Below are 24327 nucleotides of genomic sequence, written 5' to 3'. Positions count from 1 at the left end.
CCCCGACCCCCACGCCGACCCCCTCGGCAACGACCACGGTCACCGAGGTCGACATCCTGAACTTCGCACTGAATCTCGAATATCTCGAGGCGCAGTTCTATTCCTTTGCCGCGACCGGCGCGGGGCTGTCCGCGGACCTGCTCTCGGGCACCGGCACCGCCGGCGCCGCAACCGGCGGGCGCAAGGTGAACTTCACCGATCCGCTGGTGGAGCGCTATGCACGGGAGATCGCCGCCGACGAGCGCGGGCATGTCGCATTCCTGCGCCGGACGATCGGTGCAACCTCGACGATCGCCCAGCCGGTGATCGACCTCAGCATCTCGGCGACCGGCGCCTTTGCGACGGCTGCGGTTGCGGCCGGTCTTATCGAGCAGGGCCAGACCTTTGACCCTTATGCGAACGACGAGAACTTCCTCCTCGCCGCCTTCCTGTTCGAAGACCTCGGCGTGACGGCATACAAGGGCGCGATCGGCTTCCTCCGCACGACCAGCTACATCGACGCGACCGCCGGCATCCAGGCCGCGGAGTCGTATCACGCCGGGCTCGTCCGCACGGTTCTCTATCGCAAGGGCGTGAACATGCCCTCGCTGATCGAGGCGACCGAGAAGCTTTCGAACGCGCGCGACGTGTTCGATGGCGCGGGCGATATCGACCAGGGCGTGAAGCTGGCGAACGGCGCGTCCAATATCGTGCCGACCGACGCGACGGGCATCGTGTTTGGCCGTACGCCGAACCAGGTGCTCAACATCCTCTACCTGACCAACAAGGCTGCGAAGAGCGGTGGGTTCTTCCCGAACGGCGTGAACGGCATCGTCAATTCGAGCAACATCACCTGATCTTCAACATGGCTGGCTGCGGCCCAGGAAAGATGATCCGATGACCCCTCCTCCGGCGAGTTCCGCACCACTCGTCGGGGGGACGGGTACATCGCGCGCACCCAGCCTTCCCGGCTCCAACCGAAGCATCAGCGTCCCGTCAGGAGCCGGCCGCTTCTGGCGCAAGATGGGGGCATTCGCCGGCCCGGGCTATCTGGTGGCCGTCGGCTACATGGACCCGGGCAACTGGGCCACCGATCTCGCGGGTGGATCGGCGTTCGGCTACACGCTGCTGTCGGTCATCCTGATCTCGAACATGATGGCGATGATCCTCCAGGCGCTGTCGGCAAAGCTCGGCATCGTCACGGAGATGGATCTCGCGCAGGCGTGCCGGGAGCATTATTCGTCGGGTACCCGCTGGATCCTCTGGATCTTGTGCGAACTCGCGATCATCGCCTGTGATCTCGCCGAGGTGATCGGGACAGCGATCGCCCTTCAATTGCTGTTCGGAATACCGCTGCCGCTTGGCGTTTGCCTGACCGCGGTGGACGTCATGCTGATCCTGCTGCTCCAGCAATATGGCTTTCGAAAGCTGGAGGCGTTCATCGTCGCCCTGCTCCTCATCATCGCGGGCTGTTTTGCGGCCGAGCTTTTCATGGCGCAGCCAAGCCTGGCCGGGATCGCCGCGGGCCTGATCCCGTCGACCGAGATCGTCACCAACCCGGCGATGCTCTACATCGCGATCGGGATCCTTGGGGCGACGGTGATGCCCCATAATCTCTATCTCCACTCCTCGATCGTCCAGACCCGACGCTTCGACCGCTCGCTGGAAGGGCGACGGGAAGCCGTGAAGCTCGCCACCATCGACAGTTCGGTGGCGCTGATGCTCGCGCTGTTCATCAACGGCTCGATCCTGGTGCTGGCGGCCGCGACCTTCCACACCGCGGGCCGCACCGACGTCGCCGAGATCCAGGACGCCTATGAGTTGCTGACGCCGATGCTGGGCGCCGGTGCAGCGAGCATCCTGTTCGGGATCGCCCTGCTCGCCTCCGGGCAGAACTCCACAATCACGGGGACGCTTGCCGGCCAGATCGTGATGGAGGGCTTCCTCGACCTGCGGATGCCGGTTTGGATGCGGCGCCTGATCACCCGGCTGATCGCGATCGTACCGGCCGCCATCGCCGCCACCTGGTTCGGAGCGAGCGGTACCGCACAGCTGCTGCTGGCGAGCCAGGTGGTGCTCAGCCTACAGCTTCCGTTCGCGGTGTACCCGCTGGTGCGGATCACCAGCAATCGAAAGCTGATGGGCAGCTTCGTCAACGGCCCTGTCATGAAGATCGCCGCCTGGGGGATCTGCGCCGCGGTGATCGTGCTCAACTGCGTACTCCTGGGGCAGGTTTCCGGGCTTCTGTAGCCCGGCGCTGCCGCTTCAGAAGCTCGCCGACAATCTCTCGAACATCGATCGCGCAGGGCTCGGTATCGCGGGCTCTCGTGCCTGCTCCAGCCGTTCGACGCGGCGGTACAGGTCGATGCTCGCGTCGATCAGCGTGCGCGCGCTTTCGGGAAGAAGGGCAAGCACATCCTCGGCCGTCTCGGGCGCGACGCCCAGGCCTCGCGCGGGCGCGCGGTTCGGATCGGCGTCCAACTCTCCCTCCTGCCGCGCGCGCTGCGTCAACAACCAGCCGATGACGTGCATCAACCGGCTCGTCAGCTTGAGCGATTCACAGGAAAAGGCGACCCGCGCGGCCGGAGCGAGTCGTTCCCGCTCGCGCTTGCCCGTCGAACCGAAATAGGACCGCGCCTCGTCGGCCAGGAGCATCGCCTCGACATGCAAAGGGCCGATCAGCCGGTGATGCAGTGCGAGCGGAGGAGCGAACCGTTCCATACGCCCTGCTTGCCATAAGCGACGAGAGCGCGGAACACCGCTGAATCCGGGCCGTCCCGATCTGAAACGCGGGCCGGATCAGGCGATAATGTCGGGGATCAGCTGATCCTCCAGCATCGCGATCTCGTCGCGCAGACGCAGCTTGCGACGTTTCAGCCGCGCGATCTGCAACTGGTTGGCTCCCCCCTGGAGCAGCAGCGCGGCAATGGCGTCGTCGAGGTCGCGGTGCTCCACACGCAATTGCTCGAGCTGGGTCGTGAGTTCGGGGTCTTGCATCCGGTAACCATTGCCTGTGTCGATGAACGGTGCAACGCTCCGTCTGCACTTTCCGCACGGCGCACCGAAAGCGTCCTGCGCGGCGGGAGACATCGGTCGAATCGCGTGTTCTAATCAGCATCCCCTAACCCAAAGCAGAGGATTGCATCCATGCAGACTGCCCATCTTGCCGCTCTTGAGGCCAAGCACGCACTGCTCGATACCCAGATCCTGGCCGAGTCGCGCCGCCCCTCTCCGGATCGGGAGACCCTCGCGACGCTCAAGAAGCGCAAGCTGCAGATCAAGCAAGAGATGACCGCCCAATAACCGCGTCGGGCGCGGGTCGGAACGATCCGCGCCTAAACCGGCCGAAGCGTCCCCCCGCACGGCGTATTCCGCGCGAGCGTTAGCCGATGCGACCGTACATCAAAGCGGCCGTTTCAGCGGCTTTTCCTCGGGCGCGCGGACGGTCACCGGCTTGCGTACGGCCTTGGGATCGATTTCCTCGACGAACGCGACGCCAATCCGGCCTTCGGCAGACCAGGCAACGGTGCCGCGAACCTGCCCGACCCCACGAAGATCGATCTCCACCTCGGCACCGACCGGCAACACCGGTCCATGCTCCGCCATCAGGCCGCCCGCGGAAAGGTTGCGGATACGCACCGGTACGGCGTCCCCGCGCCCTACCCGCCGCAGCGTCGCGGTGAGCAACAAGCTGTCGCGGTCTCGCAATCGCTTGTAGCGTCCCTCGGGGAAATTACTCTCGCTGATCCTACTTACTCCGGACGCGGGTGTGTGGAGGCCCCCAAAACAGCAACTCCTTACCTCCGGGTTAACGGTGCGTCGAAGCGCTACTCCTCGCGGGAGACCTTCTCCTGCCGCTCGTGGCGCTCCTGTGCCTCCACTGTCATGGTCGCGATCGGCCTGGCTTCCAGCCGGCCAAGCGAGATCGGTTCGCCCGTCACTTCGCAATAGCCATATTCGCCGTCTTCGATGCGGCGAAGCGCTGCGTCGATCTTGGCGATCAGCTTGCGCTGGCGATCCCGGGTCCGCAGTTCGATCGACCAGTCGGTCTCACTGGATGCGCGATCGGTGAGGTCCGCCTCGCGAAGCGAGTCTACCTGCAACTGGGAAAGCGTTCCCTGGGCCTCGCGATGGATCGCTTCCTTCCACGCAAGGAGCTTCTGTCGGAAATATGCCTGCTGGCGCAGGTTCATGAACGGCTCGTCCGCACTGGGACGATATCCGTCCACGGCCTCGTCATTGGCCGCAGTGGGCGCTGTGTCAGCTTGCCCGGTCAAATCAAATACACTCGCCATCCCCACTCTCCACCCCGGTCTCCCGCCCGAACGTACTGGCGGGGGAACCGCCTGTGCCTGGCGCGCCTATACTGGCAAGGACAAACCTCCACAAGCGCCTAGAACATCTCGTAAAACATCAATTTATCCAGACATCCGATAGGGATTTTCTGCGAGAGATCTTCGCGCAACTTCAAAAAGCCGCTGGGATCACCTGACCCCAAGCCGCCGGAATGGAGCGTACCATAACGACACAGCACTCCACACTAGCCTGGAAAGGCGTGTTTCTAGGCCACCTTATGGTTATAGAAGCGTTAACCGGTGACGCTCCCTCGAGGCGCTGAGCCCGGTGCGTGTGCGTGCGGCGGTCGTCATCCGATGACCGCGACTCCTGCCAAAAAGATGAAGAGTGGCACTATGTCGGTTCGTATGGCCCTGGCGAAACTCTGCGCATGCGCCTGTGGCGGCGCGTTGGTGGGGGGTGGCGCCGTACATGTGGCCGAGAATCCGACCAGCTACGGCATCACCAAGCGCATCGTCGCAAAAAGGCAGGTCGCCCGTCAGGATGTTCCGCGGCCGAGCAAGCGGCTGCTTCGCACGCCGCTCGTCGAGGCAGCGGCCTGCCCGCCGCCCATCGTGACCGTAGCCGGCGCACCCGAACCCATCGCGCCACCTCCCGCCTATGTCGGCTCCAGCGGCGATGTTCCCGTCGCGTCCAGCGGCGGGAGCAGCGTTCCGGTCGTCGTCGGCGGCACCAGCGGCGGCGGCTTCTACGGGGGCGGCTTCTTCGGCGGTGGCGGCGGCTTCTTTGGCGGCAGCGGCGGATCGAGCGGGATTGTGGTCTCCTCGACTACCAGTTCCAGCTCGAGCGGGGGCTCGACCTCCACTGGGGGGTCGTCCACGTCGACTGGCGGCTCCTCGACGTCGACGGGTGGGTCCTCCACGTCCTCGGGCGCCTCGTCGACTTCCACCGGCGGCTCTTCGACTTCCACGGGCGGGTCGTCGACCTCGACCTCGACCGGAGGCTCCTCGACCTCTACGGGCGGGTCGTCCACGTCGACTTCCACTGGCGGTTCCTCGACCTCCACCAGTAGCGGTGGCTCCTCGACCTCCACTTCATCCTCGACGTCGAGCTCGACGTCGACGTCCAGCTCCACCTCCTCCAGTTCATCCAGCTCCGGCAGTTCGCATGGCCACCCACCCGGCCCGCCGGGTCCACCGGCTCCGGTGCCGGCCCCGCCGATGCTGCTCCTGTTCGGCGGTGCAGCCGTCGCGCTGGTTGCGCGCCGACGCTTCGCGGGCACGAAACAGGCCTGACCGGCACCGAAGGCGCAAAAAAAGGGGCCGCGCGATTCATTCGCGCGGCCCTTTCCATGAGGAAGGCGGGCTGCCTTAGACCTCGATATCCTGGAGCAGCCGCTCGATCTCGTCGACGGGATGGCCTGTCAGGTCCTTGTCCAGCTCACCGATGATCCGGCTGCTCACTTCCTTGTGATATTTCTTGCGCAGCTCGCCGAGCGTCCGCGGCGGCGCGATCACGACCAGCGCCTTGAAATCGTTGTTCAGCGCGCGCTTGCGCAGCATCTCCGCGGTTTCCGCCGCGAATCGATCTTCCTCAAGCTGGTGGAAGTCGGTTTCCTCAAACGTCCCGCGCGCTGGCGCGAACTGCGCGCCGCCGCCGCGAGCGTGCATCGACCCGCCCTGCGCCACCGCAGGTGCATTGGCACCGCTCTGCGTGGAAGACGCCTGGCCGGATGCGTCCGTCTTCTGGTCGCTGTCCTTGGGGTTCGGATGGATCTCCTTTGCCTCGACCTGCAGGTTCAGCTGCACCGCGTCGCCCTCATTGCGCAGGAACAACATCTTGCGTCCGTCGGCGACGAGCACGAAGGCGTCGTGGGGGATCAGCATGGAAGGGTCTCCTCTCGTTCCAGTTGCAGGCCCAACGCATTGGTCGCCGCACAGGTTTCGGTCCCGGTGTTGCGGCTTGCACGTCGCGGGCAGCCCCGCCATAGCCGCGGCCATGCACGACATTCGTTTGATCCGCGACGATCCCGCAGCCTTTGACGCAGCGCTCGCCCGCCGTGGCCTGCCAGCGGCATCGGCCGAACTGGTGGCCTTGGACGAGCGCCGGCGTGCGCTCGTGACCGAGCTCCAGCAGGGCCAGGCGCGCCGCAACGAGGCGTCGAAGGCGATCGGCGCCGCCAAGGCAAAGCGCGACGAGGAAACCGCCTCCGCCCTGATGGCCGAGGTCGCGGTCCTCAAGGAGCGCATGCCGGCCCTTGAGGCCGAGGAGCGTGCTGTCGGAGAAGACCTCACCGGGCGCCTTGCCGCCATCCCCAACCTGCCGCTCGCCGACGTGCCCGAGGGCGCCGACGAAGACGACAATCTCCTGGTGCACGAGCGCGGCACCCGCCCGAGCTTCGACTTTGCGGTGCGGGAGCATGACGCGATCGGGCCCGCCATCGGCCTGGATTTCGAGACCGGCGCAGCGCTCTCCGGCGCGCGCTTCACACTGATCCGGGGCGGCGCGGCGCGACTGCACCGGGCGCTTGGCCAATTCATGCTCGACACGCTTTCGGACGCGCACGGGTTCGAACAGGTCGTCCCGCCGCTGCTGGTCCGCGACGAGGCGGTGTTCGGCACCGGCCAGCTCCCCAAGTTCGCCGAAGACCTGTTCCGCACCACCGACGGCCGCTGGCTGATCCCGACCGCGGAGGTCAGCCTGACCAACATCGTCGCAGGCAAGATCCTGAGCGAGACGGAACTGCCGCTGCGCTTCACCGCCCTCACCGCCTGCTTCCGGTCCGAGGCGGGCGCGGCAGGGCGCGACACCCGCGGCTTCATCCGCCAGCACCAGTTTGAGAAGGCGGAGATGGTCTCCATCACCACGCCCGAACAGTCCGAGGCCGAGCATGAGCGGATGACCGCCGCGGCCGAGGACATCCTCACCCGCCTCGGCCTGCCGTTCCGCCGGATGAAGCTGTGCACCGGCGACATGGGCTTCTCGGCCGCCCGCACCTACGATCTTGAGGTGTGGTTGCCGGGCCAGGATCGCTATCGTGAAATCTCCAGCTGCTCGACCTGCACCGATTTCCAGGCGCGGCGCATGAACGCCCGTTTCCGCCCGGAAGGGGAAAAGGCGACCCGCTTCGTCCACACGCTGAATGGCTCGGGCCTCGCGGTCGGCCGGACGCTGGTGGCGGTGCTGGAGAATTATCAGCACGCCGATGGCAGCGTCGGGGTGCCGGACGTGTTGCAGCCCTATCTGGGCGGGCTGGCGACGCTGGCGCCGACGCGCTGAACTGGGCGGCCTTGACGGCGCGGCTGTGATGTCGCCCGTTAGGGCGGGATCGTGAAGGGAGAAGCATGATCGGCCAAGTCGCTTGCTACCGCCGGGCGCTGCCACTGGCGGCAGTGGGACTGCTCGCCGGCTGCATTCCCCAGAGTGGACGTCAGGCCGTCCCCTCTCAGACGGTCGCGGGCCCGCCCGACGATCGCGGCGGCCGCGCGCAGCCACAGGCTCAGGGCGTCACCGCTCCGCCGACCGCGCCGCCCGCCTGGGAAGTAAACCGCGTCCAGCCCGATGCGCGCAGCGTCCCCCAGAGCACGCACATCGTCGCGCGCGGAGAAAATCTGCGCGCCATCGGCAACAAGACCGGCGCGGGATCGGAAGCGATCGCGCGCGCCAACGGCCTCGCGCCGCCCTTCACCATCTATCCCGGGCAGAAGCTCACCATCCCGGGGGGCCGCTACCATCTGGTGCGCGAGGGGCAGACCGGCATTGCCATCGCGCGCGCCTATGGTGTGCCCTGGTCGCAGATCGTCTCGGCGAACGGGCTGGAGGATCCGTACATCCTGCGCACGGGGCAGCGCATCCTGATCCCGGGCGGTGCCGCCACGGCGACGATGAGCGTGGCAGAGCGCGCCGCGGCCTTCCGCCTCGACATCGACGACATTCTGACGGGCGGCGAGCCGGCGATCGAGCCGGAGGACAAGCCCGCCCGTGCCACCGCCTCTTCGGAGCGTGTGCTCCCGCCGAGCGCCGCCGTCGCGCCGCCTGCCCGCCTGACGAGCCAGTTCCAGTGGCCCGTCAACGGCAGCGTCGTGAAGCGCTTCGGCGCCGGCGAAAGCGGCGAGCGCAATGACGGTATCAAGATCGGCGTTCCGACGGGCACGCCCGTGCTGGCAGCGGCAGACGGCGTGGTCGCCTATGCAGGCAGCGGGGTTCCCGGCCTGGGTGGCGTGGTTATCCTGCGTCACGGCGACCGCTTCACGACGGTCTACGGCCATGCAAAGGAGTTGCTTGTTCAGCGCGGCCAGTCGGTGAAGCGGGGCCAGCAGATCGCCCGCTCGGGTGATACCGGCTATGCCGCACGTCCGCAGCTTCACTTCGAAATTCGCCAGGGTCGGGCACCCGTCGACCCGCTGTCGAAGCTGCCATCGCGATGAGCCGGCGCGACCCCAGCCACCGCACCCTCCGCCGGGCGTCGCAGACGCCGGTGTGGATGCAGATCGCGTGGCGGGTGCTCGCGGTGCTGGCGCTGCTGGGGCTCGCGATCAGCGTCCACTGGTTCGACCGCAACGGGCTGCGCGACAATTACGACGGCAAGGTCAGCTTCCTCGACGTCATCTATTTCACGATGATCTCGATCACCACGACGGGCTATGGCGATATCGCGCCGGTATCGGAACGCGCCCGGATGTTCGACGCGCTGGTGGTGACGCCGATCCGCGTGTTCGTGGTGCTGCTGTTCATCGGCACCACCTATCAATTCGTGCTTCGACGCACCTGGGACCGATGGCTGATGGCACGCATTCAAAAGAACCTCGAAGGGCATGTGATCGTCGCCGGTTTTGGCAAGACCGGGTCGGAAGCGGTGGTCGAGCTGATCGCGCGGGGCGAGCCGCCCGAGCGTATCGTCGTGATCGACCGGGACCAGGCCAACATCGCGGCCGCGGAGGCGCTGGGCTGCACCGTGCTGCAGGCGGATGCCACGCGGGACACGATCCTGCAGGACGTGCGCGTCGCCAATGCCAAGACCGTGATCGTGGCGGCCGGGCGCGACGACACCTCGATCCTGATCACCCTCACCGCCCGCCACCTTGCGCCCACGGTCCCGATCAGCGTCATCGTCAAGGCCGAGGACAATGAACTGCCGGCCCGCGCCGCGGGTGCCACCTCGGTCATCAACCCGGTGAGCTTTGCCGGACTGCTGCTCGCCGGCTCCTGCCGCGGCATCCACATGGCCGAGTATATGGTCGACCTCGCCTCGATCGGCGGACCGATCGCGCTGTCCGAACGCGCTGTCCTGCCGGAGGAGCTGGGCAAGCCGCTGTCCGCCATCACGACAGGCCTTGGCGTGCGGGTGTATCGCGGCGAGCGCTTCTTCAGCTTCGCCTCGCCCGAGGCTGCCTCCCTGGAAAGCGGCGACGTCATCGTAGAGATCGTTCCCAATCCCGCGCCGCCCCCGCGGCCGAGGCGTACTTAAATGTCCGATGCCGCGACGCGGATCGTGCCGATCCTGCTGCTGGTCTGCTCCAACCTGTTCATGACCTTTGCCTGGTACGGGCATCTGAAGGTCCGCAGCGCGCCGATGCTGCTGATCATCCTGGGCAGCTGGGGCATCGCCTTTTTCGAATATTGCCTGGCCGTGCCCGCCAACCGGATCGGGGCGCAGGTCTATTCGGCCGCCCAGCTGAAGGCGATGCAGGAAGTCATCACGCTGGCGATCTTTTGTGCCTTCTCCGTGCTCTACCTGGGCCAGAAGATCACGGTGAACCACCTGATCGGCTTTGCCCTGATCGCGCTGGGCGCCTGGTTCGTGTTCCGCGCGCCCACCAGCTGAGCGGCACGCGGACGCCGGCAACGCCCCCTGCCCCTATCTTTTTCGCGAGAAATGACTATCTCGCCCGGCGATCATGGCAACCAGACTTCCCGAAGCCCCGAAAGTGGGAATGGTCTCGCTCGGCTGTCCGAAGAACCTCGTCGACAGCGAACGGATCCTCACCAAGCTGCGTAGCGACGGCTACGGCCTCTCGCCGGACTATGCCGGCGCGGACGTCGTGCTCGTCAACACCTGCGGCTTCCTCGACTCCGCCAAGGAAGAGAGCCTTGAGGCGATCGGCGAAGCCATCGCCGAGAACGGCCGCGTCATCGTCACCGGCTGCATGGGCGACGAGGCCGCGGCGATCCGCGCCCGCTTCCCCAACGTCCTCGCGATCACCGGCGCCCACCAATATGAGTCGGTGGTCGAAGCCGTGCACGAGGCGGCGCCGCCGATCCCCTCCCCCTTCGTCGACCTGGTGCCGGAGGCGGGGCTGAAGCTCACGCCGCGCCACTACAGCTATCTGAAGATCTCGGAGGGCTGCAACCACCGCTGCTCCTTCTGCATCATCCCGGCGATCCGCGGCGACCTCGCCTCGCGCCGGCCCGATGCGATCCTGCGCGAGGCGGAGAAGCTGGTCGCCGCCGGCACGCGCGAGCTGCTGGTCATCAGCCAGGACACCTCCGCCTACGGCATCGACATCCGCGACCAGCCGCGCATGTGGAAGGGCGCCGAAGTCCGCCCGCACATGACCGACCTTGCCCGCGAACTCGGCAAGCTCGGCACGTCCGACCAGCCGGTGTGGGTGCGGCTGCACTATGTCTACCCCTACCCCCATGTCGACCACGTCATCCCGCTGATGGCGCAGGGGCTGATCGTCCCCTACCTCGACATTCCCTTCCAGCATGCCAGCCCCAAGGTGCTGCGCGCGATGAAGCGCCCGGCCAACGACGCCAAGGTGCTCGAGCGGCTGCGCGGCTGGCGCGCGGTCTGCCCCGACATCGCGATCCGCTCGTCCTTCGTGGTGGGCTTCCCCGGCGAGACCGAGGAGGACTTCCAGTATCTCCTCGACTGGCTGGACGAGGCGCAGCTCGACCGCGTCGGCGCGTTCCGTTTCGAGCCGGTCGAGGGCGCCGCTGCCAACACGCTTCCGGACCCGGTGCCGGAGGAAGTGAAGGAAGAGCGCTACACCCGCCTGATGGAAAAGACCGCCGCGATCTCTGCGGCCAAGCTGCAGGCGAAGGTCGGCCGCACCATCCCGGTCATCATCGACGACGTCGATGCCGAGGGTGGCGCCACCGGCCGTTCGCAGGCGGACGCTCCGGGCATCGACGGCGAAGTGTTCCTGCGCGACTCCGGCCATCTGACACAGGGCGACATCGTCCCCGTGCTGGTCGAGGACGCGGACGAGCACGACCTGTACGGGGTCCCCGTCGCCCGCTGAGGATCGGAAGGTGAGGCTAAGGTGAGGCCAAGAACCGGCGCCGCGCACTGCGTGGCAACGGTGCGAGGCCGACCCTTTCGCTTGCCCCTGCCAGGGCCTAGATCCCGGCCATGTCCGAACTCTCCTCCCTGCTTCAGCCCGATCGCGGCCAGGCCGCGCGCACCATCCACCTTGTCGACCCGGCCGGCTTCGACGCCTGGCTCGGCCAGCAGCCGCCGCGCCACCGCACCGCGATCGCCGCGCAGAAGCTGAAGGCGACCGGCTACGCGCACGCGATCCTGCCCGGCGAGGGTGCCGAGGACTGGTCCGTGGTCAGCATCGTCGCAAACACCCAGCAACTCTCCCCCTGGTGCCTCGCCAAGCTGGCCGAGGTGCTGCCGGCGGGCAGCTATCGCCTGGCGAGCGGCGAACCCGGCCCGGCGGCGTTCGGCTGGCTGGTCGCCCAGCACCGCTTCACCCGCTATCGCAAGGACGAGGGCGCCGAGGGGCCCCGCGTCCTCCTGACCAGCGACCCCGCCCGAGTCGCCGACATCACCCGGCAGGCCGCGGCCACGCTTTTGGTGCGCGACCTCGTCGATACCGGCGCCAGCGACCTCGGCCCCGCCGAGCTGGAAGCGCAGGCCGCGACCCTCGCCGCCGCCCACGGCGCCACGCTGACGGTGACCAAGGGTGCCGATCTGGAACGGGGCTACCCCATGATCCACACGGTAGGAAAGGCCGCAGGCGCCGGTCGCGAGCCGCGCCTGATCGAGCTGGAATGGGGCAACCCCGCCCACCCCCGCGTCACGATCGTCGGCAAGGGCGTGTGCTTCGATTCGGGCGGGCTGAACATCAAGACCGGCGGCGGCATGGCCCTGATGAAGAAGGACATGGGCGGCGCTGCGCATGCGCTGGCGCTCGCCACGCTGGTGGTCGAGTCGCGGTTGCCGGTGCGGCTGCACCTGCTGATCCCGGCCGTGGAGAACGCCATCGCCGGCAATGCCTTTCGCCCTGGCGACGTGCTCGCCACCCGCAAGGGGATCACGGTCGAGAACACCAATACCGATGCCGAAGGCCGCCTGGTCCTGGGCGACGCGCTCACCCGCGCGGTCGAAGCGGAGCCCGAGCTGATCCTCGACTTCGCGACGCTGACCGGCGCGGCGCGGGTGGCGCTCGGCCCCGACCTGCCCGCGACCTTTGCCAATGACGAGGAACTGGCCGCCGACCTGCTCGCCTGCGCCACGGCGGAGGGCGACCCGCTGTGGCGGCTGCCGCTGTGGGACGCATATGACGACATGCTCAAGTCGAACGTCGCCGACATGGTGAACGCGCCGGAAGGGGGCTTTGCCGGGGCGATCACCGCCGCCCTGTTCCTGCGCCGGTTCGTGCCGGCCGAGATCGCCTGGGCGCACCTCGACACCTTTGCCTGGCGTCCGTCGCCCAAGCCCGGGCGGCCAAAGGGCGGCGATGCCTATGGCCTGCGCGCCGCCTGGGCCGTGCTGCGCCAGCGCTACGGCACCCGCTGACGGGACCGGCCGGGGGCGGGCGGAGGCGCCCCCCGGCATATTTTGGGACAGGTGGCGGCAATTCTCCCCGTGTGCCGCGGGGACGAAGCAGCTAGGCACCCGGCATGAAAATGCGCCTGCTCGCCGCCGCAATGTCGGCCACGATCCTTGCCCTTCCCGCAGCGGCGTCGCCGGTTGTCGGTGTCGACGCGCTGAGGGAATGGAACCTCATCGTGCTGGGGGATCTCACCTCCAGTTCCGAGGTGGAGGGGCGCACCTTCGTCGGCGGCAATCTCGACGGCAATTCGTCCAACTACCAGATCAGGACGCCGGCGCCGTCCAGCTATGACACGCCGGGCCTGACCGTGGTCGGCAACGTGACCGGTGGTGCCAAGAACCTCAACAACGCGTCGGGCGCGGTGGTCGGCGGCAACGTCTCCAGCGGCTTCAACCTGAACGGCGGTCCGCAGACGGTGAAGGTCGGCGGCACCATTGCCAACACCAACGTCAACCAGAACACGGTGAATTCGGGCCTGGCCGCGAACGCGGGCTTCCTGGACGGGCTGCAGCAGCAGAAGAGCCTGTTGTCGAGCGGCATGACCGACCTGTCGCAGGGCATGAACAAGCTCACGTCGAACAGCACGCTTACCGTTTCCGGCAATCGCGGCACGTTCAATGCTCAGCCGGATGCCAAGGGCGTGGCGGTGTTCAACATCACCAGCAGCGACCTGAACCGCATCGGCGAGATCCAGTTCAACCTGAACGGCGCCGACACCGCGATCGTTAATGTCAGCGGCACGAACATCGTGCTGAACGACAATTTCCTGGGCGGCACCCAGGGCCTTGGCGAGCATGTCATCTGGAACTTCGCCGATGCGACAAGCTTGTCGCTGACCACCGCCTGGGGCGGATCGGTGCTGGCGCCGGGAGCTGCGGCCAACACCGGCAATTACATCCAGGGTTCGGCCGTGTTCGGCAGCCTGGTGCAGAACGGCGAGTTCCACCTGGGCACCTATACCGGCGGCTATACGCCAACGCCCCCGACCACGCCGGGGACGCCGACGCCGGTGCCGGAGCCCGGCACCTGGGCGCTGATGCTGGCCGGCCTGGCGCTGGGCGCCCTGCTGCTGGTGCGCCGCCGCCGGGTTCTCGCCGCCTGACCCTGCGCCAGGCGGGGGCTTTATCCGCTATCCCGACCGTACCCCGCCTTGGCCGGGGTACGGTACCGGGCAGTCCCCGCGCGCTGCTCAGGCTGCGGCGGCGGCCGCCTCGATAATCGGCACGAACTTTTCCGCGGTCAGGCTCGCGCCCCCAACGAGCGCGCCGTCGACATTGTCGATCGCCAGGATCGCCGGCGCGTTGGCCCCGGTCACCGAACCGCCATAGAGGATGCGGATGCGATCGGCGGCATCGCCCACCATCATGCGCAGCTTGGCGCGGGCGATGGCGTGGATCGTCGCTATCTCCTCGGGCGTCGGGGTACGGCCGGTGCCGATCGCCCAGCGCGGTTCGTAGGAAAGCGTGAACCAGTCGCCGTCGGCATCCTCGGGCACCGATTTCTCGATCTGCGCCTGAACCACCCGCTCGGCCCGGCCGGCGTTGCGTTCGGCCTCGGTCTCACCCACGCACAGGATCACGTGCATGCCCTGCTTGCGGGCTGCAGCGGCCTTGGCCCAGGCATCGTGGCTGGTTTCGTTCTGGTCGGCGCGGCGCTCGGAATGGCCGACGATGACCGTCTGCGCCCCCGCCTCCACCAGCATCGCCGCCGAGACGCAGCCCGTGTGGGGGCCGTGCTCATTCTCGTGGCAGTCCTGTGCGCCGATCCGAACCGCGTTCGCATGGTCCACGGCCGCCGCGATCAGCGTTGCCGGAACGCACAGGGTCACGTCGACCTGCGGATGTGCGGCCGCGGCCTCCTCGATCGCTGCGATTTCCTTCAGCTGGGCACGCATCCCATGCATTTTCCAGTTGCCGGCCACCAGCTTGCGTCGCGTCACGCCAATCTCCTTCTTCGCTTGCCGCAGGCGATACCAACCCCAGCGTCCTGCACAAGCTTGAAGCCGCGCGGACTGCGCCCTAAAGCGACGCGTTCTCTCTTATTCCGGCAGGATCGGTAGCTCTTCGATGCTCTCATTTGTCAGGCGTCTTCTCAACTCGACCCTCGGCAAGGGGATCGCGCTCGCGTTCCTGGTCGTTATCGCGCTGGCCTTCGCCGCCGGCGACATCACCGGGCTGCGCCCGGCCGGCGCCTCCAGCGACGTCGTCGCCAAGGTCGGCGGCACGTCGGTGCACGACACCGAGCTGACCAAGGAAGTGCAGCAGGAAGTGCAGGTCGTCCGCCAGCGCAATCCGAACGTCGACATCGCCCAATATGTGGCGGCCGGCGGCATAGAGAATGTGCTGCAGCGCTTGGTCACCTCGATCGCGCTCGAGAAATATGCCCAAAAGGTCGGCATGGCCGTCAACAAGAAGCTGGTCGACGGTCAGATCGCGAGCATCCCTGCTTTCCAGGGCTTCGACGGCAAGTTCGACCAGGCAACCTTCGAGCGCGCGATCGCCCAGCGCGGCATGACCGCGGCCGGCCTGCGCGACGGCATCGCCCGCGACATGCTGACCCAGTGGCTGATCAGCCCGACCGTCGGCGCGAGCCAGATGCCCGAGCAGCTCGCCCTGCCCTATGCCTCGCTGATGCTGGAGAAGCGCGCGGGTGAGATCGTGCTGATCCCGAGCGCCGCGGTGCCGCAGGGCAACCCGCCGAGCGACGCGGAACTGAACGCCTTCTACACCAAGAACCGCGCACGCTACACGCTGCCGGAGCGCCGCGTGATCCGCTATGCCGTGGTCAGCGCACCGACGCTTGCCGCGCAGGCGACCCCGACCGAAGCAGAGATCGCTCAGGCCTATCGCGCCGCCGGCAGCCGCTTTGCCGCCGCCGAGCGCCGCACGGTTCGCCAGGTGGTGCTGGCCGACCAGAACGCCGCCAACCAGCTCGCCGCCAAGGTCAAGGCCGGCACCGCCATCGACGCGGCCGCTCGCGCCGCGGGCCTGGATGCCGCGAACTTCAGCGACCTCGACAAGGCCGCGCTGAGTGCACAGACCTCTGCCGCGATCGCCGATGCCGCCTTCGCTGCGAGCGAAGGTGCGGTCGTGGGCCCGGTCCGCTCGCCGCTCGGCTGGCACGTGCTGCGCGTCGAAAAGGTCAACACCGTTGCCGGCAAGACGCTGGAGCAGGCGCGTCCCGAGCTCGTCGCAGAGCTCGGCCGCAGCAAGGCCGCCAGCGCCGTCAATGCCGCGCAGGAGCGGATCGACAACGCCATCAGCGACGGCTCGACCTTTGACGAGGTGGTGAGCGAGGCGAAGCTGGAGGCCAAGAGCACGGCGCCGGTGACGGCATCGGGCATCAACCCCGACCAGCCCGACGCCCCGGCCGATCCGGCGCTCACGCGGGTGATCGAGGCGGGCTTCGGCGCCGAGCAGGGTGACGCGCCGCAGATCGTCCAGATCGAGGAAGACGGCAGCTTTGCCATCGTCGGCCTCGACCGGGTGATCCCGGCCGCCCCCCGCCCGCTCGCGCAGGTCCGCGACGAGGTGCAGAAGGCGTTTTTGGCCGAGCGCGCCCAGCAGGCCGCCCGCAAGGTCGCCGCCGACATCCTCGCCAAGGTGAGCGGCGGCATGCCGCTCGCCCAGGCGGTGGCGGCGTCGGGCGTCCGCGTGCCGGCACCGACGGCGCTCAGCGCCACCCGCGCGCAGCTTGCCGCGCAGCAGGGCCAGGTGCCGCCGCCGGTCGAGCTGATGTTCGCGATGTCGCCCAAGAAGGCGCGGCTGATCGCGGCACCGGGCAACGGTGGCTGGTTCGTGGTGTATCTCGACAGCATCACGCCCGGCAACGCGAGCGGCGACAAGCGTGCGGTCAGCGCCGCGCGCGCCGGCCTCGCCCAGGGTGTCGGCAACGAATATGCCGAGCAGTTCGCCGAGGCGGTGCGCCGTTCGGTGGGCATCACCACCAACGGCGCCGCCGTCGCCCGCGTCCGCTCGACGCTGGCCGGCCAGGGCGGCGCGGCCGACTGACGCCAGGGAACCGAACCGTGATCGAGGGACGTGAAAGGGCGCAGGCGGCGCTCGCCGCCGGCAGCCCGGCGCTGCTGTGGCAGCGGCTGGTGGCCGACACCGAGACGCCGGTCGCGGCCGCGCTCAAGCTGATCGAGCCGGGTCGTGGCGACTTCCTGCTCGAATCGGTCGAGGGCGGATCGGTGCGCGGGCGGCACAGCCTGATCGGGCTCGCGCCCGACCTGGTGTTCCGCGCCCGCGGCAGCGAGGCGGCGATCAACCGCCGCTGGCTGGCCGATCGCGACGCCTTCGAACCGTGCGAGGCACCCACGCTGCAGGCGCTGCGCGCGCTGGTCGCGTCGTGCCGGATGGACGTGCCGGAGGCGCTGCCGCGCGCGCTCGCCTGTCTGGTCGGCTATTTCGGGTATGAAACGATCGGGCTGGTCGAAAAGCTCGACCGGCCGCCGGCCAACCCGCTCGACCTGCCCGACATGATGTTCGTGCGGCCGACCCTGCTGATGGTGTTCGACCGCCTTTCGGATGCGCTGTTCCTGGTGGCCCCGGTCTGGCCCGGCGCGGGTGAAGCGGATGCCGCCATCGCGGCTGCCGCCGGCCGGATCGAGGACGTGGCCGCGCGGCTTGCCCGCACGCCGCTGCCCGAACCTGCCCGGCAGGAGCCGCAGGAGATCGCCCTCACCCCCGTGCTCGCGCCCGGCCGCTATGCCGAGATGGTGGCGAGCGCGAAGGAATATATCAGCGCGGGCGACATCTTCCAGGTGGTGCTGGCCCAGCGGTTCACCGCGCCCTTCACGCTACCGCCGTTCGAGCTGTATCGCGCGCTGCGGCGGATCAACCCGTCACCCTTCCTCTATCACCTCGACCTGCCCGGCTTTGCGCTGATCGGGTCGAGCCCGGAGATCCTGGTTCGGGTGCGCGACGGCGAAGTCACCATCCGCCCGATCGCCGGCACCCGCCCGCGCGGCGCCACCGCCGTGCAGGACGCCGAGAACCGCGCGAGCCTGCTCGCCGATCCCAAGGAGCGGGCCGAGCACCTGATGCTGCTCGACCTGGGTCGCAACGACGTCGGCCGCGTGGCCGAGGCCGGCAGCGTCCATGTCACCGACAGCTATGGGATCGAGTTCTACAGCCACGTCATGCACATCGTGTCGAACGTGGTCGGCCGGCTCTCGTCCGATCACGATGCGATCGACGCGCTGTTCGCGGGCTTCCCCGCCGGCACCGTCAGCGGCGCGCCCAAGGTGCGCGCCTGCCAGGTGATCGCCGAGCTGGAGCAGGAGACGCGCGGCGCCTACGCGGGCGGCGTCGGCTATTTCTCGCCCGACGGGTCGATGGATTCGTGCATCGTCCTGCGCACGGCGGTGGTGAAGGACGGCACCATGCACGTCCAGGCCGGGGCCGGCATCGTCGCGGACAGCAATGCCGATTATGAGCAGCGCGAGTGCGAGGCCAAGGCGAGCGCGCTGCTGGCCGCCGCGCGGGAAGCGATCGCCCAGGCGAGCAGCCCCCGCTTCGGGCAATAGCTGCAGGGCGCCGAGGGGCGCGAACGCCCCTCAGCCCGCCCGATCAGTCGCCCTGGCGCGGGAACTGACCGGCCTGCTGCATCGCCTTTCGCTCTAGATACCACTTCCGCAGCATCTCCTGCGTGCAGCCGGTCTGGCCTCCGGTCCCGACGGGCGAGCAGCTGTTGGGCAGGCCGACGCGGTTGACCTGCATCATCGTCTCCACCCGGTTCGGCCAAGCCTGGGCCGCAGCCTCCTGCGAGGGCGGATTGCGCAGCTCGCTGGGGATGCGGAAGCGCTCGCTCTCGTCCTTGCGGGCGCAGACCACCACCTCATTCTCCGTCTCCGGCTTGGGGCATTCCTCCTGGCCATAGACGGTGACGCTGCGGGTGCGCTGCGGCGGCGCATTGCTGGTCGTTTCGGCTTGCTGGGCCACGGCCGGGGACGCGACCAGCGTCGCCGCGAGAATCCAACGAACCATGCAAACCTCCTGAACGCAAAACAAGCGGGCAATCAACGAACGAGCCCAGCGCAACGTTGCGCCAGACTGCGGCGGCGCTATGGCAAAGTGATGATCCTTGTCATCGACAATTACGACAGCTTCACCTGGAACCTGGTCCATTACCTCATGGAGCTGGGCGCACCGGTGCAGGTCGTCCGCAACGACGCGCTCACCGCTGCTGACGCGCTGGCGAGCAATGCCGCCGGTTTCCTGATCTCGCCGGGGCCCTGCACCCCGAACGAGGCAGGCGTCTCGCTCGACCTGGTTGCCGCCTGTGCGGAGGCGGGGCGGCCCCTCTTGGGCGTGTGCCTGGGCCATCAGGCGATCGGGCAGCATTTCGGTGGCAAGGTCGTGCGCGGCGGGCTGATGCACGGCAAGACCTCGCCCGTGGAGCATGACGGGACGGGATTGTTTGAAGGGCTGCCCAGCCCGTTCACCGCCACCCGCTATCACTCGCTGATCGTCACCGACGTGCCCGATTCGCTGGTGGTCAACTGCACCGCGAGCGACGCGACCGTCATGGGCGTGCGCCACGCGAGCCTGCCGATCCACGGCGTGCAGTTCCACCCGGAGAGCATCGCCACCGAGCACGGCCACGACATGCTGGCCAACTGGCTGCGGATCGTCGGCCTCTCGCCCAGCAGGCGCGCGGCATGACGACGACCGTGTTGCTGCCCTCGACCGAATCGCCGCTGTCGCATGAAAGCGCAGCGGAAGCGTTCGCCGCGATCCTCGACGGCAAGGCATCGGAAGAGGCGATCATCGCCTTCCTCATCGGCCTCACCGAGCGCGGCGAAACCAGCATTGAGATCGCCGAGGCCGCGCGGGCGATGCGGTCGCGCATGGTGCCGATCGACGCCCCGCCCGGCGCGATCGACGTCTGCGGCACCGGCGGCGACGGCCACCACACGCTCAACGTCTCGACCGCGGTCAGCCTGGTGGTCGCGGCGACGGGCGTGCCGGTCGCCAAGCACGGCAACCGCGCCGCATCGAGCAAGGCGGGCGCTGCCGACACGCTGGAGGCGCTGGGCCTGGACATGGCGCGCGCGGGCGCGATGGCGGAGCAGACGCTGGCCGACATCGGCATCGCGTTCCTGTTTGCCGGCAACCACCATCCGGCGATGCGCCGCATCCAGCCGCTGCGCCAGAAGATCGGCCGGCGCACGATCTTCAACCTGATGGGTCCGCTTGCCAACCCGGCGCATGTCGAACGGCAGCTGATCGGCATCGCCCGCCCGGACTATGCGCCGCTCTATGCAGAGGCGCTCGAAGGCCTGGGCGCCACCTCTGCCGCGGTCATCGCGGGCGAGGAAGAACTGGACGAGATCTCGATCGCCGGCCCGACCCTGGTCGTGCGGATCGGATCGGTCGCGCTTCCCGATCGGATCACGCCCGCCGACGCGGGCCTGCCGGCCAGCCCTCTCGATGCCATCCGCGGGGGCGATCCGGCGCATAATGCGCTTGCCCTGCGGCGATTGCTGGCGGGCGAGGAAAGCGCCTATCGCGACGCGGTGCTGCTGAACGCCGCCGCCGCGCTGGTCATCGCCGACAAGGTGCCCGACCTGACGGAGGGCGCCGTCCTGGCCGCGAACACGATCGATTCCGGTGCCGCCCGGCGCCTCCTCGACGCATGGATTGCCTATTCATGAGCACGATGCTTTCAAAGATCCTCGAGACCAAGCGCGTCGAAGTCGCGGCCCGCAAGAGCGTGGCCGGCGTGCAGGAACTCGACCGGCGCGCCAGCCTGCAGACGCCGCCGCGCGGCTTTCGCGCCGCGCTCGACGCCAGGCAGGGCCACGCCGTCATCGCCGAGATCAAGAAGGCGAGCCCGTCGAAGGGCCTGATCCGCGCCGATTTCGATCCGCCCGCCCATGCGCGGGCCTATCAGGCGGGCGGCGCGGCGTGCCTGTCGGTGCTGACCGACGAGGAATATTTCCAGGGCTCCGACGACTATCTGGTGGCGGCGCGCGCAGCGTGCGACCTGCCAGTCCTGCGCAAGGACTTCACCATCGATCCGTGGCAGGCGGCCGAGACGCGGGCGCTGGGTGCCGACGCGATCCTACTGATCGTGGCAGCGCTGGAAGATCGCCAGATGGCCGAGATCGAGGCGGCGGCGCTGGAGCGCGGACTGGACGTGCTGGTGGAGGTCCATGATTTCCCCGAGCTGGAACGCGCGCTGAAGCTCAAGACCCGCCTGATCGGCGTGAACAACCGCGACCTGCGCGACTTTTCGGTCAATTTCGAGCGGACCTATGAGCTCGTCTCCCATGCCCCCGCCGACTGCACCTTCGTCGCGGAAAGCGGCCTGACCGGGCGCGCCGACCTCGACGCGATGGCCGAGCACGGCATCCACTGTTTCCTGATCGGCGAGGCGCTGATGCGGCAGCAGGATGTCGAGGCCGCCACCCGCGCGCTGACGCAATGACCGGCCTCACCCACCTCGACGCGGACGGCCACGCCCGCATGGTCGACGTCGGCGACAAGGCGGTGACCGCGCGGGAGGCGACCGCCACCGGCCGCATCACCATGTCGCACGATGCCCTCACCGCGATCCGCCACGGGCTGGTCAAGAAGGGCGATGTGCTCGCGGTGGCGCGGGTCGCCGGGATCATGGCGGCCAAGCGCACCAGCGACCTCATCCCGCTGTGCCACCCCCTGCCCCTGACCCGTGTGGCGCTGGACCTGTCGATCGACGAGGACGGCATCGTCGCCACCGCGGTTTGCGCGACGGACGGCAAGACCGGCGTCGAGATGGAGGCGCTGACGGCGGTCTCGGTCGCGCTGCTCACCGTCTATGACATGGCCAAGGCGCTCGATCGCGGCATGGTGATCGACGGGGTCCGGCTGCTCGCCAAGTCGGGCGGCAAATCGGGTGACTGGCGGGCGTGAGCCTGCTGCCGCTCGCCGAGGCGCAGGCGCGGGTGCTCGCGCTGGCGCCGCCCGTGGCGGTGGAGACGGTGCCGATCGCCCAGGCGCTGGGACGCTGGGCCGCGGCCGATATCCGGGCGCTGCGCACCCAGCCCGAGCGGGCGCTCTCCTCGATGGACGGCTATGCCATCCGCTTCGACGACCTGCCGGGGCCGTGGGAGGTGATCGGTGAGTCCGCCGCCGGCCGGCCCTTCACCGGCAGCATGGGCCCGGGTCAGGCGACACGGATCTTCACCGGTGCGGCACTTCCCGAAGGCGCCGACAGCGTGCTGGTACAGGAAGAGGCGGCGCGCGACGGTGCGCGGCTGATGCTCGCCGGCGAAGGGCCGCCCCGGCGCGGCAGCAGCGTGCGCGCGGCCGGGCTAGATTTCAGCGCCGGCGACGTGCTGGTGCCGCAGGGCAGCCCGATCACGGCGGCGGCGGCGGCCCTGCTGGCGGTCGGCGGCCATGGCGCCGTGCCGGTGCGCCGCCCGGTGCGGGTCGCGATCGCGGCGACCGGCGACGAGCTGGTGCCGGCAGGGTCCGCGCCGGACGCGGGCCTGCCGGAATCGAATGGCGTCATGCTGACGGGATTGCTCGCCGGCCTGCCGGTGGAGCGCATCGACCTCGGCATCCTTCCCGACGACCTGGACGTGCTGACGGCCGCCTTTGCCGCGGTCGAGGCCGACGTACTGGTGACGACCGGCGGCGCATCTGTGGGCGATCACGACCTGGTCCGCCCCGCGCTGGAGGCGGCGGGCGGCGCGATCGATTTCTGGCGGATCGCGATGCGCCCGGGCAAGCCGATGATGGCCGGCACCCTGGGGAACACGGTCGTGCTCGGCCTGCCGGGGAACCCGGTCTCCGCATTCGTCACCGCGACCCTGTTCCTGCTGCCGCTGGTGCGCCGCCTGAGCGGCGCGGCCGATCCGCTGCCCCGGCGGCGCAGCGTGCGGCTCGGTGCGGCGCTCCCGGCGAACGATCGCCGCGCCGATCATCTGCGGGGGACGCTTCGTGATGGGCTGGCGTTTCCCGCCGCCGCGCAGGACAGCTCGATGCTGCGTACGCTGGCGCGGGCCGACTGCCTGATCGTGCGCGCACCCCATGCTGCCGCCGCGGAACCCGGCGACTCGGTGGAAATCCTCGATATCGGTTGACAGGGGGCTTTCGCGTTTCCTAAAGGTTCCGCGTCTGTTCCGAGGGAGGACCGCATGCTCACGCGCAAGCAGCACGAGCTTATCTGCTTCATTGACGACCGGTTGAAGGAAACCGGCGTGTCCCCCTCGTTCGAGGAGATGAAGGAAGCCCTCGACCTCAAGTCGAAGTCGGGCGTCCACCGCCTGATCAGCGCGCTCGAGGAACGTCAGTTCATCCGCCGCCTGCCGAACCGCGCCCGCGCGCTCGAAGTGCTGCGCATGCCGGACCGGCCCGAGGCTGCAAAGACGACCCCCGCCCGCGCCACCACGCCGCGCACCGCCGCGCCGTCGACGCCGCCCGCGCCCGCCAACGACGTGATCGAGATCCCGCTGCACGGCCGGATCGCCGCCGGCGTTCCGATCGAGGCGATGGAAGGCCAGCAGATGATTTCCGTGCCGGCAGCACTGCTGGGCTCGGGCGAGCATTATGCGCTGGAGGTGTCCGGGGACTCGATGGTCGAGGCCGGCATTCTCGATGGCGATTATGCGCTGGTGCGCCGCACCGACGCTGCCCGCGACGGCGAGATCGTGGTGGCGCTGATCGAAGAGAATGAGGCGACGCTCAAATATTTCCGGCGGGAGGGCGCGATGATCCGGCTCGACCCGGCGAACCGCAGCTACGACCCGCAGCGCTATCACCCGGATCAGGTTCGCGTGCAGGGCAAGCTCGCCGGACTGCTCCGCCGCTACTGAGTGGCGGGCGGGCCCCGGCGCTCCTGATCGCCGGGCCTTCCTCCACGCTGTCGCTTCGGCCACCGGTCCGCGACCGGCGGCGTGGTGGGCGGACTGATCCAGGGGTGGCGGTCGCCCGCAGCCCGAACGCGGCGCACCTCGGCCGGGTCGAAGCGGATCGCCACCCCGCCGGTCTTCGCCAGCGCCGGCCGATCGAGCCGCAACCAGCGCGGCGCACAACCGCGCGGCAGGCGGCGCTCGCTCACCACGATGTCGGCATCGGCACAGGCGGCAATAAGCTCGCCTGCCGGTAGCAGATAGCCGCTGCGCGTCGCGAGAATGCGCCAGTTGCGGCCGTCCGCAGCGAGATCGACGAGGCAGGCGTCGGCAGTGCAGCGGGCATTGGTCTGCTCCGCCAGCGGCGGAAGGTCGCCCTCGACGCCGCCGCCCTCCCCCAGGGTGTCGCGGACATAATCC

At 68.6% G+C, this 24327-nt stretch carries 26 protein-coding genes and 1 pseudogene; 18 read left to right on the top strand and 9 right to left on the bottom strand.

Going from position 1 to position 24327, the window contains the following annotated elements; all coding sequences use genetic code 11:
• Nucleotides 1-836 (top strand): ferritin-like domain-containing protein (locus tag QP045_RS20670; protein ID WP_422516895.1); only part of this gene is annotated, 836 nt, incomplete at its 5' end.
• A 40-nt stretch (nucleotides 837-876) separates the two neighbouring features.
• The gene (locus tag QP045_RS20665; protein WP_422516894.1) at nucleotides 877-2229 is read left to right on the top strand and encodes an Nramp family divalent metal transporter; all 1353 of its coding nucleotides are present in this window, start codon (nucleotides 877-879) and stop codon (nucleotides 2227-2229) included.
• A 15-nt stretch (nucleotides 2230-2244) separates the two neighbouring features.
• Here the strand turns inward: QP045_RS20665 and QP045_RS20660 are convergent, their stop codons facing one another.
• Entirely contained in the window at nucleotides 2245-2700 is a 456-nt protein-coding gene (locus tag QP045_RS20660; protein ID WP_422516893.1) for a DUF1465 family protein, read from the bottom strand.
• Between the two features lie 78 nt (nucleotides 2701-2778).
• The gene (locus QP045_RS20655; protein ID WP_422516892.1) at nucleotides 2779-2976 is read right to left on the bottom strand and encodes a YdcH family protein; all 198 of its coding nucleotides are present in this window, start codon (nucleotides 2974-2976) and stop codon (nucleotides 2779-2781) included.
• A gap of 150 nt (nucleotides 2977-3126) precedes the next feature.
• Here QP045_RS20655 and QP045_RS20650 point away from each other — a divergent pair, with 150 nt between their 5' ends.
• Nucleotides 3127-3282 carry a YdcH family protein gene (locus tag QP045_RS20650; RefSeq protein WP_422516891.1) on the top strand — a complete coding sequence of 52 codons (156 nt, stop codon included), beginning with the start codon at nucleotides 3127-3129 and terminating at the stop codon, nucleotides 3280-3282.
• Between the two features lie 99 nt (nucleotides 3283-3381).
• Here the strand turns inward: QP045_RS20650 and QP045_RS20645 are convergent, their stop codons facing one another.
• From QP045_RS20645 to QP045_RS20630, 4 genes are all read right to left on the bottom strand, one after another.
• Nucleotides 3382-3666 carry a PilZ domain-containing protein gene (locus QP045_RS20645; RefSeq protein WP_422516898.1) on the bottom strand — a complete coding sequence of 95 codons (285 nt, stop codon included), beginning with the start codon at nucleotides 3664-3666 and terminating at the stop codon, nucleotides 3382-3384.
• Nucleotides 3667-3806: 140 nt separating this feature from the next.
• Nucleotides 3807-4172, bottom strand: coding sequence for an RNA polymerase-binding protein DksA (dksA, locus tag QP045_RS20640; protein WP_422516897.1), 366 nt, complete (start codon nucleotides 4170-4172; stop codon nucleotides 3807-3809).
• 851 nt (nucleotides 4173-5023) lie between these two features.
• Nucleotides 5024-5410, bottom strand: a complete 387-nt coding sequence (locus tag QP045_RS20635; RefSeq protein ID WP_422516890.1) for a hypothetical protein — start codon at nucleotides 5408-5410, stop codon at nucleotides 5024-5026.
• Nucleotides 5411-5645: 235 nt separating this feature from the next.
• Complete coding sequence (locus QP045_RS20630) at nucleotides 5646-6161, bottom strand: host attachment family protein (RefSeq protein WP_422516889.1); 516 nt, start codon at nucleotides 6159-6161, stop codon at nucleotides 5646-5648.
• 112 nt (nucleotides 6162-6273) lie between these two features.
• On the opposite strand from QP045_RS20630, the gene serS reads away from it, so the two are divergent.
• The 7 genes from serS (at nucleotide 6274) to QP045_RS20595 (ending at nucleotide 14166) form a co-directional block, all read left to right on the top strand.
• A complete protein-coding gene (serS, locus tag QP045_RS20625) occupies nucleotides 6274-7554 on the top strand; it encodes a serine--tRNA ligase (protein ID WP_422516888.1) in 1281 nt (426 codons plus the stop codon).
• Nucleotides 7555-7619: 65 nt separating this feature from the next.
• Nucleotides 7620-8702, top strand: a complete 1083-nt coding sequence (locus QP045_RS20620) for a peptidoglycan DD-metalloendopeptidase family protein (protein WP_422516887.1) — start codon at nucleotides 7620-7622, stop codon at nucleotides 8700-8702.
• Nucleotides 8699-9742, top strand: a complete 1044-nt coding sequence (locus tag QP045_RS20615; RefSeq protein WP_422516886.1) for a potassium channel family protein — start codon at nucleotides 8699-8701, stop codon at nucleotides 9740-9742. The genes QP045_RS20620 and QP045_RS20615 overlap by 4 nt, the downstream gene beginning before the upstream one ends.
• Nucleotides 9743-10099, top strand: coding sequence for a DMT family protein (locus QP045_RS20610; protein ID WP_422516885.1), 357 nt, complete (start codon nucleotides 9743-9745; stop codon nucleotides 10097-10099).
• Between the two features lie 73 nt (nucleotides 10100-10172).
• Nucleotides 10173-11522, top strand: coding sequence for a 30S ribosomal protein S12 methylthiotransferase RimO (gene rimO / locus QP045_RS20605; RefSeq protein ID WP_422516884.1), 1350 nt, complete (start codon nucleotides 10173-10175; stop codon nucleotides 11520-11522).
• A 110-nt stretch (nucleotides 11523-11632) separates the two neighbouring features.
• The gene (locus tag QP045_RS20600) at nucleotides 11633-13027 is read left to right on the top strand and encodes a leucyl aminopeptidase family protein (protein WP_422516883.1); all 1395 of its coding nucleotides are present in this window, start codon (nucleotides 11633-11635) and stop codon (nucleotides 13025-13027) included.
• Between the two features lie 104 nt (nucleotides 13028-13131).
• Entirely contained in the window at nucleotides 13132-14166 is a 1035-nt protein-coding gene (locus QP045_RS20595) for a choice-of-anchor A family protein (RefSeq protein WP_422516882.1), read from the top strand.
• Nucleotides 14167-14253: 87 nt separating this feature from the next.
• Here the strand turns inward: QP045_RS20595 and tpiA are convergent, their stop codons facing one another.
• A complete protein-coding gene (gene tpiA / locus QP045_RS20590) occupies nucleotides 14254-15003 on the bottom strand; it encodes a triose-phosphate isomerase (protein ID WP_422516881.1) in 750 nt (249 codons plus the stop codon).
• 127 nt (nucleotides 15004-15130) lie between these two features.
• On the opposite strand from tpiA, the gene QP045_RS20585 reads away from it, so the two are divergent.
• Together QP045_RS20585 and trpE are read left to right on the top strand one after the other, a co-directional pair.
• Entirely contained in the window at nucleotides 15131-17074 is a 1944-nt protein-coding gene (locus QP045_RS20585; protein ID WP_422516880.1) for a peptidyl-prolyl cis-trans isomerase, read from the top strand.
• A 20-nt stretch (nucleotides 17075-17094) separates the two neighbouring features.
• Nucleotides 17095-18594 carry an anthranilate synthase component I gene (gene trpE / locus QP045_RS20580; RefSeq protein ID WP_422516896.1) on the top strand — a complete coding sequence of 500 codons (1500 nt, stop codon included), beginning with the start codon at nucleotides 17095-17097 and terminating at the stop codon, nucleotides 18592-18594.
• Nucleotides 18595-18637: 43 nt separating this feature from the next.
• Here the strand turns inward: trpE and QP045_RS20575 are convergent, their stop codons facing one another.
• Entirely contained in the window at nucleotides 18638-19054 is a 417-nt protein-coding gene (locus QP045_RS20575) for a hypothetical protein (protein WP_422516879.1), read from the bottom strand.
• A gap of 90 nt (nucleotides 19055-19144) precedes the next feature.
• On the opposite strand from QP045_RS20575, the gene QP045_RS20570 reads away from it, so the two are divergent.
• Genes QP045_RS20570 through lexA form a run of 6 tightly spaced genes read left to right on the top strand, consistent with a single transcriptional unit; the run spans nucleotide 19145 to nucleotide 23871 of the window.
• Complete coding sequence (locus QP045_RS20570; RefSeq protein WP_422516878.1) at nucleotides 19145-19732, top strand: anthranilate synthase component II; 588 nt, start codon at nucleotides 19145-19147, stop codon at nucleotides 19730-19732.
• Nucleotides 19729-20724: an anthranilate phosphoribosyltransferase gene (gene trpD, locus QP045_RS20565; protein ID WP_422516877.1), complete on the top strand. Its 996-nt coding sequence runs from the start codon at nucleotides 19729-19731 to the stop codon at nucleotides 20722-20724. The genes QP045_RS20570 and trpD overlap by 4 nt, the downstream gene beginning before the upstream one ends.
• Nucleotides 20721-21500: an indole-3-glycerol phosphate synthase TrpC gene (trpC, locus tag QP045_RS20560; protein ID WP_422516876.1), complete on the top strand. Its 780-nt coding sequence runs from the start codon at nucleotides 20721-20723 to the stop codon at nucleotides 21498-21500. The genes trpD and trpC overlap by 4 nt, the downstream gene beginning before the upstream one ends.
• A complete protein-coding gene (moaC, locus tag QP045_RS20555; protein WP_422516875.1) occupies nucleotides 21497-21964 on the top strand; it encodes a cyclic pyranopterin monophosphate synthase MoaC in 468 nt (155 codons plus the stop codon). The genes trpC and moaC overlap by 4 nt, the downstream gene beginning before the upstream one ends.
• The gene (locus tag QP045_RS20550; protein WP_422516874.1) at nucleotides 21961-23139 is read left to right on the top strand and encodes a molybdopterin molybdotransferase MoeA; all 1179 of its coding nucleotides are present in this window, start codon (nucleotides 21961-21963) and stop codon (nucleotides 23137-23139) included. Before moaC ends, QP045_RS20550 begins: the two co-directional genes overlap by 4 nt.
• Nucleotides 23140-23193: 54 nt before the next feature.
• Nucleotides 23194-23871: a transcriptional repressor LexA gene (lexA, locus tag QP045_RS20545; RefSeq protein ID WP_422516873.1), complete on the top strand. Its 678-nt coding sequence runs from the start codon at nucleotides 23194-23196 to the stop codon at nucleotides 23869-23871.
• On the opposite strand, the pseudogene QP045_RS20540 reads toward lexA, so the two are convergent.
• A pseudogene (locus QP045_RS20540) lies at nucleotides 23865-24327 on the bottom strand (hypothetical protein); the annotation flags it as partial. The gene lexA and the pseudogene QP045_RS20540 overlap by 7 nt on opposite strands.

Origin of the sequence: Sphingomonas sp. 3-13AW (genome assembly GCF_049311085.1) — a bacterium.
GTDB lineage: Bacteria > Pseudomonadota > Alphaproteobacteria > Sphingomonadales > Sphingomonadaceae > Sphingomonas.
Note: the sequence above shows the minus strand (reverse complement) of the source record. Positions and strands in the feature narration are given on the sequence as shown.

Coding starts and splice junctions, on each gene's coding strand:
- QP045_RS20615 (WP_422516886.1), top strand. CDS start 8,699: ATGAGCCGGCGCGACCCCAGCCACCGCACCCTCCGCCGGGCGTCGCAG.
- QP045_RS20650 (WP_422516891.1), top strand. CDS start 3,127: ATGCAGACTGCCCATCTTGCCGCTCTTGAGGCCAAGCACGCACTGCTC.
- QP045_RS20575 (WP_422516879.1), bottom strand. CDS start 19,054: ATGGTTCGTTGGATTCTCGCGGCGACGCTGGTCGCGTCCCCGGCCGTG.
- lexA (WP_422516873.1), top strand. CDS start 23,194: ATGCTCACGCGCAAGCAGCACGAGCTTATCTGCTTCATTGACGACCGG.
- QP045_RS20630 (WP_422516889.1), bottom strand. CDS start 6,161: ATGCTGATCCCCCACGACGCCTTCGTGCTCGTCGCCGACGGACGCAAG.
- QP045_RS20620 (WP_422516887.1), top strand. CDS start 7,620: ATGATCGGCCAAGTCGCTTGCTACCGCCGGGCGCTGCCACTGGCGGCA.
- dksA (WP_422516897.1), bottom strand. CDS start 4,172: ATGAACCTGCGCCAGCAGGCATATTTCCGACAGAAGCTCCTTGCGTGG.
- QP045_RS20595 (WP_422516882.1), top strand. CDS start 13,132: ATGAAAATGCGCCTGCTCGCCGCCGCAATGTCGGCCACGATCCTTGCC.
- QP045_RS20655 (WP_422516892.1), bottom strand. CDS start 2,976: ATGCAAGACCCCGAACTCACGACCCAGCTCGAGCAATTGCGTGTGGAG.
- moaC (WP_422516875.1), top strand. CDS start 21,497: ATGACCGGCCTCACCCACCTCGACGCGGACGGCCACGCCCGCATGGTC.
- QP045_RS20585 (WP_422516880.1), top strand. CDS start 15,131: ATGCTCTCATTTGTCAGGCGTCTTCTCAACTCGACCCTCGGCAAGGGG.
- QP045_RS20660 (WP_422516893.1), bottom strand. CDS start 2,700: ATGGAACGGTTCGCTCCTCCGCTCGCACTGCATCACCGGCTGATCGGC.
- QP045_RS20570 (WP_422516878.1), top strand. CDS start 19,145: ATGATCCTTGTCATCGACAATTACGACAGCTTCACCTGGAACCTGGTC.
- rimO (WP_422516884.1), top strand. CDS start 10,173: ATGGCAACCAGACTTCCCGAAGCCCCGAAAGTGGGAATGGTCTCGCTC.
- QP045_RS20610 (WP_422516885.1), top strand. CDS start 9,743: ATGTCCGATGCCGCGACGCGGATCGTGCCGATCCTGCTGCTGGTCTGC.
- QP045_RS20600 (WP_422516883.1), top strand. CDS start 11,633: ATGTCCGAACTCTCCTCCCTGCTTCAGCCCGATCGCGGCCAGGCCGCG.
- trpC (WP_422516876.1), top strand. CDS start 20,721: ATGAGCACGATGCTTTCAAAGATCCTCGAGACCAAGCGCGTCGAAGTC.
- trpD (WP_422516877.1), top strand. CDS start 19,729: ATGACGACGACCGTGTTGCTGCCCTCGACCGAATCGCCGCTGTCGCAT.
- QP045_RS20665 (WP_422516894.1), top strand. CDS start 877: ATGACCCCTCCTCCGGCGAGTTCCGCACCACTCGTCGGGGGGACGGGT.
- serS (WP_422516888.1), top strand. CDS start 6,274: ATGCACGACATTCGTTTGATCCGCGACGATCCCGCAGCCTTTGACGCA.